The following is an 11,283-nucleotide window of genomic DNA, read 5'->3' as shown; positions in this document are numbered from 1 at the left end:
GTGGGGTGAGGCGACAAACTTTGATTCTACTCGATTACTTCGGCCTGTCAAGAGCAAACCCTTTTCGCACTTTCGTTCACGGGGCTCCTGCGAGACCTGCTGTAACCGAACACCTGTAACTATACGCTGAACGGAGATGATGTCAAGGACACCGCATCGACTCATCCTACATGGAGGGAAAGGATCAGCTGTTTCGTCGTCCCCGCGAAGGCGGGGACCCATGCGTCGTGACAGGACTGGATTCCCGCATGCGCGGGAATGACGGAGGGAAAGGCGGGAATGGGGGCGATGAGCCGATCTATCGGCGGGACACACCACTCCCGGAGCCGTCCTTCGGGTCCTCTCGCGACCAGGAGCTGCCGTGCGGATGCGCCGCGCGCCACTGCTCGGACTCTATCCTGGAGTAGATGCAGCCACAGTAGTTCTGGCGATACAGGCCATACTCCTTGCTGAGATTCACCGACTCCCTGAAGCCATCCTTCTTGCGGAAGGCCTCGGGCAGGAACGTGACCCCGTACAGCGCCCCCTTCTCCCGCCCGACCTGCTCCAGCACATGCACGTCCTTGTGCGGGCTGATGAGCAGGGTCGTCGTGAATACGGGTATCTGAAGGTCGGCCGCCTTGTGCGCGGCGGCATCGAGCAGGACCCCAAAGCACCGGGGACACCGCAGGCCGCCCTCCGGCTCGTGCCAGAACTCACGCGTCGCCGCCAGCCAGTGTTCGGGCTCGTACGGACCGACGATCAGCTCGAAGTTGTCGACGAAGGCAAGTTTGCGTGCCTGCTCGAGACGGAGCTCGTACTCCTCCTTCGGGTGGATGTTGGGGTCGTAGAAGAACCCGACCGGCTCGTACCCCTTCGCCCGCAGACGCACGACCGGCACAGTGGCATCCGGGGCGCAACAGATGTGCATCAGGATGGGCACGAGCGGCATATGTCGTTCCTCGGGCTTCGCAGTCATCCAAATTCCTCCTCGCCTGGCCGCATTGTAGCGCATGCAGGCGAAGGCGCAAATCACTGGGGCTCTCAGCGACACAGAGACGTTGACGAGGGCCGCGATTGCGCCATGATGAGTCGGACAACTCACGAATTGAGGGAGGAACCATGCCACAGCGAAGGATCACGGTAACCCTGCCCGACGAGCTGTACCAGGAGCTCCGCAGGCACAGCAACAAGTCGGCGTTCGTCAGAGAGGCACTGCAGGCACACGTCGCCCGTTCGCGACAGTGTGATGTCGCCTCACAGATACGGGACTACTGCACGAGGGAGTCGGAATCCGACCGGGCGCTGTGCTCGGAACTGGACGGGGGGATCGACGATGGAACCACTGCGCAAGGGTGACGTCTGGCTGGTCAACTTCGACCCGACGTGTGGGAAGGAGATCCAGAAGAAGCGCCCTGCAGTCGTGATCTCCCGCGATGAATACAACGCGTTCGCCTGGCCGGTGCTCGTCGTCCCGCTGACTTCGCAGGGACTGGACGAGGTCACGCCCATATTCGAAGTCCTCGTGCCGAGGGGCGAAGGTGGCACCGAACACGACTCCAAGACGAAGGCCACTCATATGCGCACCGTCGACAAAGGCCGTCTTCTGGAACGCCTTGGCCACGTTGGCGACGCGACCATGCGCGCCGTCGAGCAGACCATCCGCAACCTCATCGACATGACGTGACGAGAGCGGAGCTGAACCCGTAAATGAGGAAACCCCGCTCCAGGGGAGCGGGGTGGTTGTGAACTTGCCACTTCTGTGGCTACTTGCCAGTTGACCCCAAAGGATCAGTGATGGTGGTGCTCGGTTTTGTCGTCGACGGGCGAGTCCTGCGTGATGTCCTTTCCCTCGCCTTCGACGGTGTCACTGCCCGTCGTCATGTGTGGCAGCTCCTCACCGGGATTCGCATTGCTGGACGGTCCCCTAGTACGCGTTGGCATAGGGGGAGCCTCGACAAACCCGCCGAGGATCGAGAAGCCAAGGATGTAGGCGGCGAACAGGGCATACTGCCCGATCGGGGACAGGCTCCTGCCCATTGCGAACACGACCAGAACAAAGACAATCATGATGGGTATGGTGATCATAAAATAGAGCTTGCGGCTGACCGTCCGGCCGGTACGCGTGGACAGGAAGCGCCCCAGCAGGTTGCCCAGGAACATGACGGCAAGGCCGGAGAGCAGCAGGACGAAAAAGCTTGGCCCCGTGCTCGTCGGTGTAGCCGGAGCCGCAGTCGTTGTCGATGCAAGTGTTGACACAGGTATCCTCCTATGAGCGTGGGCGGCTGCAAGGACTGATGCGATCCGCCGCCTTGGTGCGCGTTTACAAACTACCCCATCACTGTATACTCTTCGTGTGGATTATCAATGCCAGTTGAAGGGGTGAGCGTGAACAACCTCTGGGACAACAAGATCCTGATTGTTGCAATCATCGCGGACCTTGTTGCACAGGGAATCAAGCCACTCATCCACTACGGCGAGTATCATGAATGGAAGTGGCCCCTCCTCTTCTCCAACGGCGGCTTCCCCAGCTCGCACAGCGCCAGCGTCACGGCCCTCACGGCCATGGTGGGATTCTCGGAAGGCTTCGCGTCCCCCCTGTTTGCCATCTGTATGATCTTCAGCGGCGTCGTCGTGTTCGACGCCTCAGGCGTCCGGCAGGAAGTCGGCAGACACGCGCGGACCCTGAACGCCATTTTCGAAGAGTTCAAGCTGTGGGACCGCTTCGACTACAAACACTTCACCGAGCTGATCGGTCATACCCTGTTCGAAGTACTCGGAGGCATGGCGCTTGGATTGCTCATTGCGCTGCTGTCTCTTCGCATCCCATTTCTCAGACCGAGGTGAGCACATGAAGATCGTCATTGGCTCTGATCACGGTGGATTTCGCCTCAAGTCGTTCCTCATCCATGCCTTGACGCTCAAGGGTCACGAGGTTGAGGACATGGGCACCGACAGCAGTGACCATGCCGTCGACTATCCCGACTTCGCAGCCGCAGTGGCCCACAAGGTCATGGCAGACGCCACCACAGTCGGCATCGTCATCTGCGGTACCGGCATCGGTGCCAGCATTGCGGCCAACAAAGTCACCGGCATTCGCTGCGCGCTGGTCCACGACGGCTACACGGCACGGATGGCCAGGGAACACAACAACGCCAACGTGCTTGCACTAGGCGGTCGGACGACAGCCGAGGAGGTTGCGCTCGACTGCGTGGTCACCTGGCTGAACGCGACCTATCAGGGTGGGCGTCACCAGCCACGCCTCGACAAGATCGCCGCCCTCGAATGCCCTTTGGGGTCAGCTGGTAAATAGTTCAGAGTGGTACATTCTCTTTGGGGTCAGCTGGTAATTAGCGGTCAGAGTGGTAGGTTCGAAGTCTGATCAGTGAAAACCGCTCTCCTGCTCGTCGACATTCAGAGGGAGTACTTCTCCGGCGGCGCCATGCCCCTCGAGGGCCCTGTCGAAGCAGCCATTCAGGCCCGAAAGTTGCTCGCCCATTTCCGGTACAACCACCTGCCAGCCGTCTTCATCCAGCACGTATCCGTGGACCCCGATGCGACCTCGTTCAGGCCGGGCTCTCCCGGCGTGAGTCTCTACACCAGCATCAGGCCCTTGCCTGGCGAAGCCGTCGTCCGCAAGCATTACCCCAACTCCTTCCGGGACACGAACCTGCTGGAGTTGCTGCGGACGGATCAGGTCTCACGTCTGATCATCTGCGGCATGATGACGCACATGTGCATCGACGCCACGACGCGCGCTGCCCGCGACTATGGGTTCGAGTGCATCGTCGCTGCAGACGCGTGTGCTACGCGGGACCTGTCGTTTGCTGGAGAAACGGTGCCTGCGGCCATGGTCCAGCGGGCCTTCCTGGCTGCGCTGGATGGCACGTACGGCAAGGTCATGAATGTCGACGCAATTGTGCCACTGATCCAGGCGACCTAACCCCGTTCCAGGGCCTGCCGCTCAGCGTCGAGGTCGAACACGAACTGCCGCAGGCTCGACCGAAAGAAGTCCTTGATGTGATCCCATCTGACAGGAGTCCCGACGTAGACGGGGTCCCCCTGAACATCGGCGTGCTCGAACCATACGAGTCCCTTGCCGACGACAAGCGGCTCGAGGGCGGTCATGCCATACCGCTCCAACGCATTGCGCGCTACCCGGCGGAAGGGGAGAGCCTGGAGAACGACATACAAGTCCACGAAGTCACTGCGGGTGCCATTCTGTACAATAGTCATGAGCTTCATAGCTGCAATATCCATGACACCGGCCACGTCGCAACCGTTCACCCTTGTGGTAGGCTCCGCGAAGCGCGCTGTGGTCTGCATCAGCAAGAGCCGTGCGCCGTCTGCCTGCACGGTCATTGCGTCATCCCCCATCGCCACTGACTCTACAACGCCGGCAAGCGCCCGCAATTCCTCGAGGATGTCCGACGGTCTGAACGCACGCTGAGCAAAGAACTCCAAGTCGCCCGAGATGCACTGCCCCAGGTGCAGCGCTAACCCCGTCCCCCCTGCCAGGACCCCTCCATGCATGCCGAGGGTCGGTCCCAGCCGGCTCATCAGGATGCGCGCCTTCTCCTCAACGCACTCAGGATGCATCGGGCACCTCGAACCACACGAGCCAGAAGTTGCGCGCTCTCGGGGACAACACATCGGCGGAGAGGACCGCGTCGATGATAGCGCTCGCAGGGTAGACATACGCGAGCCACCTCAAATCCTCCATGTCGCCTCGCTCCAGCAGACACGCGATGATGGAAGCAGCGTTCCTCTGCAGGTGGAGCTCGCCAGGATCCGCACCCGTGAACAGGCGCGTACTATGCGGAGGCATCGCCATCGCCCGCTGTGCCGCCTCGACCCTCCGCCGCACCTCGGGCCGAGCGAGCGGACCGATGTAGGACTGGATCATGCGCACCCCGTCACGGTGCGCCACGTACACATACTCCCTGTTGCCCGTCTTGCGAATGATGATGCTCATGCAGGGCCTCCTGTGAGCATCATACATATCTTGCTAGACAAGTCAACCAGCTCCTTGCATAGCAAGCTATGTAAGTTTGGCAATCTCCTCTTCAAAACTGACGTTCATGCGCAGGTGTGATTACCACTGCAGTCAGACCGCCAGAGGTCCCGGCGAGTCCGGTGAGGTTCCGTCATTCCCCCCCCCGAGCCCTTTTGTTCAAGGCGAGGGGTGCTCTCGGTGCAGGCGGGAATCCATTCCTCGCTCCGTCTCAGGTGCTGACCTTACCACTCTGCCCACTAATTACCAGCTGACCCCAATCAATGGCGTCAATGAATAAGAGGTCGTGCCTCCGACAGGCGATGTGCCAGCTTGCGAATGCGGCGTATCAGCACTCGGACCCGCCCCGATGCATACAGGCGGCCGTTCGTGCCGCTGCGTCCGACGATGACAGGAGCTTCATGGTGTTCTGCAGCTCCATGCGTTCGAGACGAGGATGCTGCCGTCGGTCAGGAAGACCTTGACGCGCCAGTAGTAGATCGTGGCGGCGGTCAGGGGAGAGGACAGGGTCCAGGAGAGACCGGGGGTGCCCGTGCTCACGACGTAGGAGGTGAAGGACGGCGTGGTGGAGAGCTGGAAGACGTACCGGGTGGCAGAGGGGAACGCTGCCCAGGTGAAGGTCGGAGTCAGCGCGGCAACCGTCGAGCCGTCTGCAGGAGTGAGGAGCGTGACGCCCGAAAGAGCCGCGGGGGTGGTGAAGCTCCAGGTGCCGGACCAGGCCGAGGTGCCGGCGGCGTTCGTCGCGTTCACACGCCAGTAGTGGAGGGTAGCGGCGACGAGGGAGGGTGTCGTGCAGGAGGTCCCGGTGGTGCTCTGGTTCACGACCGTGGTCCCGAAGGTGGCACTCAGGCTGACCTGCAGGGTATAGGAGGAGGCGCCCGCTGCGGAGATCCAGGCAAGGGTCGGGGTGAGGGAGCCGGTCGTGCTGCCGCTTGCCGGGGAGGAGAGGATCGGAGTGGAGGGAGGAACGGCGATGACAGCGTCGCGCGTGAATGCCCGGATGCACAGATTGGCGTTTGACGACCATGACGTCAAATCGCTCCATGAGGTGCCGTTGGTGCTGTAGTAGCTCTGTCCCGCCGCGGCACGCGCGGCTGATGAGTATCCCACTTCAGGGTACTCGTAGGCAAGGGGATAGTTGTAGTCAGGCGTCGTTAGCCCGACGACCACGGCGATCCTCTGTCCATGTGCAACTGTCACGGGCGAGGCCAGAGAGACAGAGTGGTATCCCGCTTCGGCACAGACGCCCGACTCCTGCGCCAGCAGGTCGGAGAACACAGCCCCGGAAACAGTGCCGTAGATGCGCAGGGTGTATGATGCTCCGCTGCCGGTCGTGTAGAACCCGACGCGGTCGACGACCTCGGAGCCGCTGCCGGCGTCCAGCGTGAACGCGTTGGCTCCCCACGCAGTTGGGCTACCGAGCCCCAGAGACCCGACCCATCCAAGGTCGTCGTAACCATAGTTATGCGTGTCCGCCGACGTGCCCGTCCCGAGGACGAAGACCCAGTTGTCGTGTCCGATCACGGTGTCGTAGTAGGACGCATAGAAGTAGCCGGCCTCACCCCATCCCGTCCCCCAGCTGTTCCTGACGATGAAGGCCCCGTCACTCGCAGGCGTGGTGCCGAAGTTCCAGCGGCTGTAGGAGTCGTCCCATCCGACAATCGCAACTGCATGGTTGCTGCTCCCAAGCCCGCCACCATAGTAGTAGGAGTGTGTTCCGGCAGCGTAAGACCCATCCAGCCACAGCATGGAGGTATAGACTGCCCCCCACTGCTGCACGGCCGATTTCAGAGCAGCGTTGTCGAGAGAGCCCGACCGGTCAGGGATCGCCAGAGCGTCCGAGAGGTACCGTGGCACGGTCAGGCCCGACGGCGATACCGACACTGCTGGGTTGTATGGGTCATCTACCTCTCGCACCGGCCCGGCCCACCGTGTCATGTAGGCGATGGACATTGGCGCGTCACCGCCGCTGCAGGTCCCATAGTCGAAGCCGGCGAGGTTTCTCAGATTCTGCTCGGAGAAGTCCCATTGCTCAGTCGGGTACACGACAGACTCAAGCGACCCATAGGTCGCGAATGCCCAGCACGAGCCGCAGTTGGCCTGGTCCCTGACCGGGCTGACACGGCCGAGTGTCCGCAGGTCGTACTGTGCAGGGGCTGTGAGGACGTTCTGATCGTTCGGCTGGAACGAAGTCAGGTGTGACAGGTCGACAGGTGAATGGACAAACCCCAGGGGTCGTGCAGCCACCCCTGGCAGGACGTTGCCCGGCTGGACAGCTGCGTACTCGGCCGAGGTAGCAGCCTTGACCGGAAGAGAGCTGCCAGAAGCTGTGTCATGAGTCGGGCCGACGAGGAACGACGTCATGACTGCAAGAACAGTCAGCAAGGCAACGAGCTTTCTCATGGAACCTCCAGGGACACGGACCTCAGGCGACGCCAAGACCGCAGTGCGCGCAGGCCACGGGGCTGTCTTCCACAACTATTCTAGGCCACACGGATAGACTGTCAACGCTACGCTGCTCACGGCGTCCTGACGTTCCGGAGTCTTCCAGCAATGTCTGCAGGCTGTCACAAGATGTGTGCGAAGGAAGATTCACGATGAAGGGCTCCTGTACATGGACTGGTTTCGCCACATCGTTCATCGTGGCTGCCTCTTTCAGGCACGACAGCGCCAAGCAGTTGATGCTGCCAGCCTCGTAAGATGTCCGCTTCGGACCGACAATCAATGCCTGTCCCAGAAGGCGCCTGCCGGCCCCGCCCATGGCATCACCCCCTCGACGGGGAGAATCCATCCTGTGGTCTGTCATTCCCGCGCAGGCGGGAATCCAGTCGTGCCATGACGCATGGGTCCCCGCCTTCGCGGGGACGACGAGAAAAGGACCCTCTTCCCTCCCCGCCATTTCCGCGGCGTTGCGTCATTCCGGCAATCTGCCCTCGACCAGCAAGATGGCGCGCCTCAGGTCGTCCATGCCCTGCTTGAAGCGCTTGACGGCCGTCGTCACAGAGCAGTGGCGCTCCTTCGCAATGACCGGCCACGTGCGCTCGCGCCAGAAGCGGTCACGGATGATGGCAGCCCTCCCCCTGTCGATCATGCTGAGGCCGAGAGTGACCCGCCCCGCAATGTCCGACGTTGTCGGGCGCGCCGCAAGGTCGCTCATCATTCCTCCTGAGGTGCCAGAAAGGCTTCGCCGGCGCCGGCAGTGAACCATGGTGCCGTCCCTGCTGTGCCAAGATGCGTGGGCGCATGGCCCTCGTGGTCGCACCAGTGCAGCATCGTACGCCTCGCCACCGTGTTGCCGATGCGCAGCTGCTCGTCCAGCGGGCGGTCCCGGTAGCGGCTGCAACAGGACCAGAGCGCATACCCGGCGACCTGCATCAGGTCATCGGCGTCCAGCCCCCACGTCCGTGCGTAGTTGCGCGCCATGCCGACGATGGCAGGGCGCAAACCGTCATACAGTGGTACGAACCAGGCATCATTTCTTTTCACGCCAACTCTCCTTGGTGTGCATAATTTTACACAATCTTTGAACAACGCAAGTACTCCCAGCATTTTCTTATGTGTACTTATTTGCACTGTCGTGTATAATATGGTAGCCACCACAAGGGCACGATACTGAAGGACAGTCCTGGTGAGGGTTTACGCGGCGGGAGCCCCGGTACACGGCATGGCTCGCCACGACTGAAGCGCTTGCGTTTCCTCATGCAATGTGAAAGGAGCAGATGATGGGGTTCAAGGAGAATGTCCAGGCACTACTTGCACAACGCGGCTGGAGTCAACGAGAACTGGCTGCAGCTGCCGGCATCTCCCCCGGCGCCGTCGGGGGCATCCTCGAGGGAGAGTCATCCAATCTGCGGACCGCCGCGAAGGTGGCCGCCGCGTTTGGCGTCGAGGTGGCCGACCTCATGCGGGAGGAGCAGCCCATGGAGCCCCGGGACGAACTGGACGTGGCACTGCGTCACCAGGGAGACCTTTCGACAAACGACATCGAGGCAGTGCACGCCTTCATCTCCTATATCCGGAATGCCCGGCCACAGCGGGGCAAGCGTGGCCGATAGAACGTGCCTCCCACCACGCCTGATGGCGTATGCCCAGCACGTGCGCGAGCACTTTCCCCGGGTCATCGCAGGGACAACCGTCGCAGACCTGGATGCCTTGGCCGACGACGTGTGCACGTCCCTCGACGACTTCCCCCTGACGACGGGCGTGCTGGGCTGTACGGTGTTTGAGCACGGTGAAGCCTACACCGCCATCCGGGAGGGCTTGCGGCGTGACGAGCCGGCGCGCTACCGCTTCACCCTGGCACACGAGCTCAGCGAGATCCTCCTGCGCCGCTATCTCGACGCCCTGCCCGACCAGTGCTGGCGCGAGCATGTCTGTGACGCCTTCGCGGCCGAACTCCTGCTCCCGCATGCGGCGGTCCTCGCCAGTGTCACCGTGCTCATCCAGGCCCATGCCGGAGGCCTGGGGCCGTCCGAGGCAACGCTCGACCAGCTAGCGCGGCGCATGGCCTCCACCTACGACGTGTCACTCACGGCGACGCGCATTTCGGTTGCCCAGTGCCTCGGAGAATAGGGCCAATCGTCATTCCCGCGCAGGCGGGAATCCAGTCCTTGATCCGTCATTCCTACCAGATTGCATCATTCCCGCGGAGGCGGGAATCCACGTCTCCGTTTCAGGCCCTGAACTTACCACTTTGACCGCTCCTTACCAGCTGACCTCATATCGTTCGCTTGTCATTGACTTTCTTGCACACTTTTTGTATAATACTGTGCAAGAAAGTCAATACTGCTTTTTCCAGAAGAGTCTTGTTGGAGGCGAGCAATCATGAGTTACGCAGATCGAATTCTTCAAATGGCACACAAGAACAACGGCACAGTAACGACCGCGGAGGTGACCAAAGCCGGGATCTTGCGCGGACATTTGAAGGGTCTCGTTGACAAGGGCTTGCTTGAACATGTGGAACGCGGCGTCTACGTAATACCAACTGTTCTCAACGATGAAATGTATGGTCTCCAAACGCGACTTAGACGAGGCATTTTCTCTCACGAAACCGCTCTATTTATTCATGATTTGACTGACCGTACACCGATCAAGTTCTCAATGACATTTCCACTCGGATACAACACCACGTCTCTACAAAAAGAGAATGTGACATACATTCGAGTGAAGAAAGAACACTTCGATATTGGTGTTGTTTGGACCAAATCCCCCGGTGGAAATCCCATCCGTGTTTATAATGCGGAGCGAACTCTGTGCGATCTACTGAGAGGTCGAAGCAACACCGATATACAGGTCCTCGCAGACGCATTTAGGCGATATACCCGCCTGAAGCAACAAGACATTCCGTTGCTTTCTGAGTATGCGAAGATATTCCGTGTGGGGAAGAAATTGCAGTCATACTTGGAGGTGCTTGTTTGAAAAACGCGATGCAGCTAAAAGCCACCATTAACAACATTTCAAAGAGCAAGAACATTTCGGCTCAAATCGTCATGCAGAACTATATGTTAGAGCGTTTGCTGGAACGCATATCGGTCTCGCAGTATCATTCCAACTTCATTCTCAAAGGTGGTTTCCTCATTGCTGCGATGGTAGGCTTGGATACTCGCGCCACAATGGATATGGATGCAACCATCCGAGGCTTGGCAGTTGACCAGGATCCCGTAAGGCATATGTTTGAAGAAATCTGTGGCATTTCGCTCAGTGATGACATCACCTTCTCCGTGAAACGTATTGAGGAAATCCGCGAAGGTGATGAGTATTCGGGGCTGCGTGTGATGCTTGACGCAACATACCTGCCAATGGTCGTGCCACTCAAAATCGATATCACCACAGGTGATCAGATTACTCCTCGTGAAGTAGTCTACGAGTTTAGATTGCTCCTTGAGCCGCGCAGCATAAAGATCCTGGCCTATAACCTCGAGACAGTGATGGCTGAGAAACTGGAAACCGTCATCTCTCGTGGCGACCAGAACACCCGTTCAAGAGACTACTATGACATTTTCATCCTTCGCAAACTCCAGTGGCAGAATATCAACCTTGATACTCTGCACATGGCTCTCGTTGCAACGGCCACCAAGAGGAACTCTCTATCCATCATGGAACGCTACAGCGAAATTCTGCAGACGGTAGGTGACAGTGAGGTCATGAATAGGCGTTGGCATGACTACCAAAGCGACTTCGATTACGCCAGAGACATTCTCTTTTCGGACATATGTGCAACGATTAGAGAAATCCTTGATTCTCTAAACATGTTACAGGTATGACGGCGCACTTGAGGTCGTCTGTTTGTG

Annotated in this window: 17 protein-coding genes; 9 read left to right on the top strand and 8 right to left on the bottom strand. The window is 59.8% G+C overall.

Annotated elements, in window-relative coordinates:
- Positions 1–298: 298 nt before the first annotated feature.
- A complete protein-coding gene (locus tag C0398_07525; GenBank protein MBA4365827.1) occupies positions 299–958 on the bottom strand; it encodes a recombinase in 660 nt (219 codons plus the stop codon).
- Between the two features lie 143 nt (positions 959–1,101).
- Here C0398_07525 and C0398_07520 point away from each other — a divergent pair, with 143 nt between their 5' ends.
- Together C0398_07520 and C0398_07515 are read left to right on the top strand one after the other, a co-directional pair.
- A complete protein-coding gene (locus tag C0398_07520) occupies positions 1,102–1,338 on the top strand; it encodes a hypothetical protein (GenBank protein MBA4365826.1) in 237 nt (78 codons plus the stop codon).
- Positions 1,325–1,666 (top strand): hypothetical protein, encoded by a 342-nt coding sequence (locus C0398_07515; protein MBA4365825.1) that lies wholly within the window; start codon positions 1,325–1,327, stop codon positions 1,664–1,666. The genes C0398_07520 and C0398_07515 overlap by 14 nt, the downstream gene beginning before the upstream one ends.
- 104 nt (positions 1,667–1,770) lie before the next feature.
- On the opposite strand, the gene C0398_07510 is transcribed toward C0398_07515, so the two are convergent.
- Positions 1,771–2,238, bottom strand: coding sequence for a hypothetical protein (locus C0398_07510; protein MBA4365824.1), 468 nt, complete (start codon positions 2,236–2,238; stop codon positions 1,771–1,773).
- Positions 2,239–2,346: 108 nt separating this feature from the next.
- Between C0398_07510 and C0398_07505 the strand changes: the two genes are divergently transcribed.
- The 3 genes from C0398_07505 to C0398_07495 all read left to right on the top strand — a co-directional run bounded on the left by C0398_07505 (position 2,347) and on the right by C0398_07495 (position 3,922).
- The gene (locus C0398_07505; GenBank protein ID MBA4365823.1) at positions 2,347–2,826 is read left to right on the top strand and encodes an acid phosphatase; all 480 of its coding nucleotides are present in this window, start codon (positions 2,347–2,349) and stop codon (positions 2,824–2,826) included.
- 4 nt (positions 2,827–2,830) lie between these two features.
- Entirely contained in the window at positions 2,831–3,292 is a 462-nt protein-coding gene (rpiB, locus tag C0398_07500; GenBank protein ID MBA4365822.1) for a ribose 5-phosphate isomerase B, read from the top strand.
- 72 nt (positions 3,293–3,364) lie between these two features.
- Positions 3,365–3,922, top strand: coding sequence for a cysteine hydrolase (locus C0398_07495; protein MBA4365821.1), 558 nt, complete (start codon positions 3,365–3,367; stop codon positions 3,920–3,922).
- On the opposite strand, the gene C0398_07490 is transcribed toward C0398_07495, so the two are convergent.
- From C0398_07490 to C0398_07465, 6 genes are all read right to left on the bottom strand, one after another.
- Positions 3,919–4,578 carry a hypothetical protein gene (locus C0398_07490; protein MBA4365820.1) on the bottom strand — a complete coding sequence of 220 codons (660 nt, stop codon included), beginning with the start codon at positions 4,576–4,578 and terminating at the stop codon, positions 3,919–3,921. The genes C0398_07495 and C0398_07490 overlap by 4 nt on opposite strands.
- Positions 4,568–4,954, bottom strand: coding sequence for a hypothetical protein (locus tag C0398_07485; GenBank protein MBA4365819.1), 387 nt, complete (start codon positions 4,952–4,954; stop codon positions 4,568–4,570). Before C0398_07485 ends, C0398_07490 begins: the two co-directional genes overlap by 11 nt.
- Before the next feature lie 438 nt (positions 4,955–5,392).
- On the bottom strand, positions 5,393–7,396 hold the full coding sequence (locus C0398_07480; GenBank protein ID MBA4365818.1) for a hypothetical protein: 2,004 nt from the start codon (positions 7,394–7,396) through the stop codon (positions 5,393–5,395).
- Positions 7,397–7,418: 22 nt separating this feature from the next.
- Positions 7,419–7,754: a hypothetical protein gene (locus tag C0398_07475; protein MBA4365817.1), complete on the bottom strand. Its 336-nt coding sequence runs from the start codon at positions 7,752–7,754 to the stop codon at positions 7,419–7,421.
- Positions 7,755–7,907: 153 nt separating this feature from the next.
- Positions 7,908–8,150 (bottom strand): hypothetical protein, encoded by a 243-nt coding sequence (locus C0398_07470; protein ID MBA4365816.1) that lies wholly within the window; start codon positions 8,148–8,150, stop codon positions 7,908–7,910.
- Positions 8,150–8,542 (bottom strand): hypothetical protein, encoded by a 393-nt coding sequence (locus tag C0398_07465; GenBank protein ID MBA4365815.1) that lies wholly within the window; start codon positions 8,540–8,542, stop codon positions 8,150–8,152. The genes C0398_07470 and C0398_07465 overlap by 1 nt, the downstream gene beginning before the upstream one ends.
- Positions 8,543–8,712: 170 nt before the next feature.
- Between C0398_07465 and C0398_07460 the strand changes: the two genes are divergently transcribed.
- The 4 genes from C0398_07460 (at position 8,713) to C0398_07445 (ending at position 11,256) form a co-directional block, all read left to right on the top strand.
- On the top strand, positions 8,713–9,048 hold the full coding sequence (locus tag C0398_07460; GenBank protein ID MBA4365814.1) for a hypothetical protein: 336 nt from the start codon (positions 8,713–8,715) through the stop codon (positions 9,046–9,048).
- Positions 9,014–9,565 (top strand): hypothetical protein, encoded by a 552-nt coding sequence (locus C0398_07455; GenBank protein MBA4365813.1) that lies wholly within the window; start codon positions 9,014–9,016, stop codon positions 9,563–9,565. The genes C0398_07460 and C0398_07455 overlap by 35 nt, the downstream gene beginning before the upstream one ends.
- A 252-nt stretch (positions 9,566–9,817) precedes the next feature.
- Entirely contained in the window at positions 9,818–10,411 is a 594-nt protein-coding gene (locus C0398_07450; GenBank protein ID MBA4365812.1) for an abortive phage infection protein, read from the top strand.
- Between the two features lie 71 nt (positions 10,412–10,482).
- Positions 10,483–11,256 carry an abortive phage infection protein gene (locus tag C0398_07445; GenBank protein ID MBA4365811.1) on the top strand — a complete coding sequence of 258 codons (774 nt, stop codon included), beginning with the start codon at positions 10,483–10,485 and terminating at the stop codon, positions 11,254–11,256.
- Positions 11,257–11,283 lie beyond the last annotated feature (27 nt).

Origin of the sequence: Coprothermobacter sp. (assembly GCA_013824685.1) — a bacterium.
GTDB lineage: Bacteria > Caldisericota > Caldisericia > Cryosericales > Cryosericaceae > Cryosericum.
This window is presented reverse-complemented; position numbering and strand designations above follow the sequence as displayed.

Coding starts and splice junctions, on each gene's coding strand:
- C0398_07505 (MBA4365823.1), top strand. CDS start 2,347: ATGCCAGTTGAAGGGGTGAGCGTGAACAACCTCTGGGACAACAAGATC.
- C0398_07480 (MBA4365818.1), bottom strand. CDS start 7,396: ATGAGAAAGCTCGTTGCCTTGCTGACTGTTCTTGCAGTCATGACGTCG.
- C0398_07445 (MBA4365811.1), top strand. CDS start 10,483: ATGCAGAACTATATGTTAGAGCGTTTGCTGGAACGCATATCGGTCTCG.
- C0398_07465 (MBA4365815.1), bottom strand. CDS start 8,542: ATGCTGGGAGTACTTGCGTTGTTCAAAGATTGTGTAAAATTATGCACA.
- C0398_07525 (MBA4365827.1), bottom strand. CDS start 958: ATGACTGCGAAGCCCGAGGAACGACATATGCCGCTCGTGCCCATCCTG.
- C0398_07470 (MBA4365816.1), bottom strand. CDS start 8,150: ATGAGCGACCTTGCGGCGCGCCCGACAACGTCGGACATTGCGGGGCGG.
- C0398_07485 (MBA4365819.1), bottom strand. CDS start 4,954: ATGAGCATCATCATTCGCAAGACGGGCAACAGGGAGTATGTGTACGTG.
- C0398_07490 (MBA4365820.1), bottom strand. CDS start 4,578: ATGCATCCTGAGTGCGTTGAGGAGAAGGCGCGCATCCTGATGAGCCGG.
- C0398_07455 (MBA4365813.1), top strand. CDS start 9,014: ATGCCCGGCCACAGCGGGGCAAGCGTGGCCGATAGAACGTGCCTCCCA.
- C0398_07450 (MBA4365812.1), top strand. CDS start 9,818: ATGAGTTACGCAGATCGAATTCTTCAAATGGCACACAAGAACAACGGC.
- C0398_07460 (MBA4365814.1), top strand. CDS start 8,713: ATGATGGGGTTCAAGGAGAATGTCCAGGCACTACTTGCACAACGCGGC.
- C0398_07475 (MBA4365817.1), bottom strand. CDS start 7,754: ATGGGCGGGGCCGGCAGGCGCCTTCTGGGACAGGCATTGATTGTCGGT.
- C0398_07520 (MBA4365826.1), top strand. CDS start 1,102: ATGCCACAGCGAAGGATCACGGTAACCCTGCCCGACGAGCTGTACCAG.
- rpiB (MBA4365822.1), top strand. CDS start 2,831: ATGAAGATCGTCATTGGCTCTGATCACGGTGGATTTCGCCTCAAGTCG.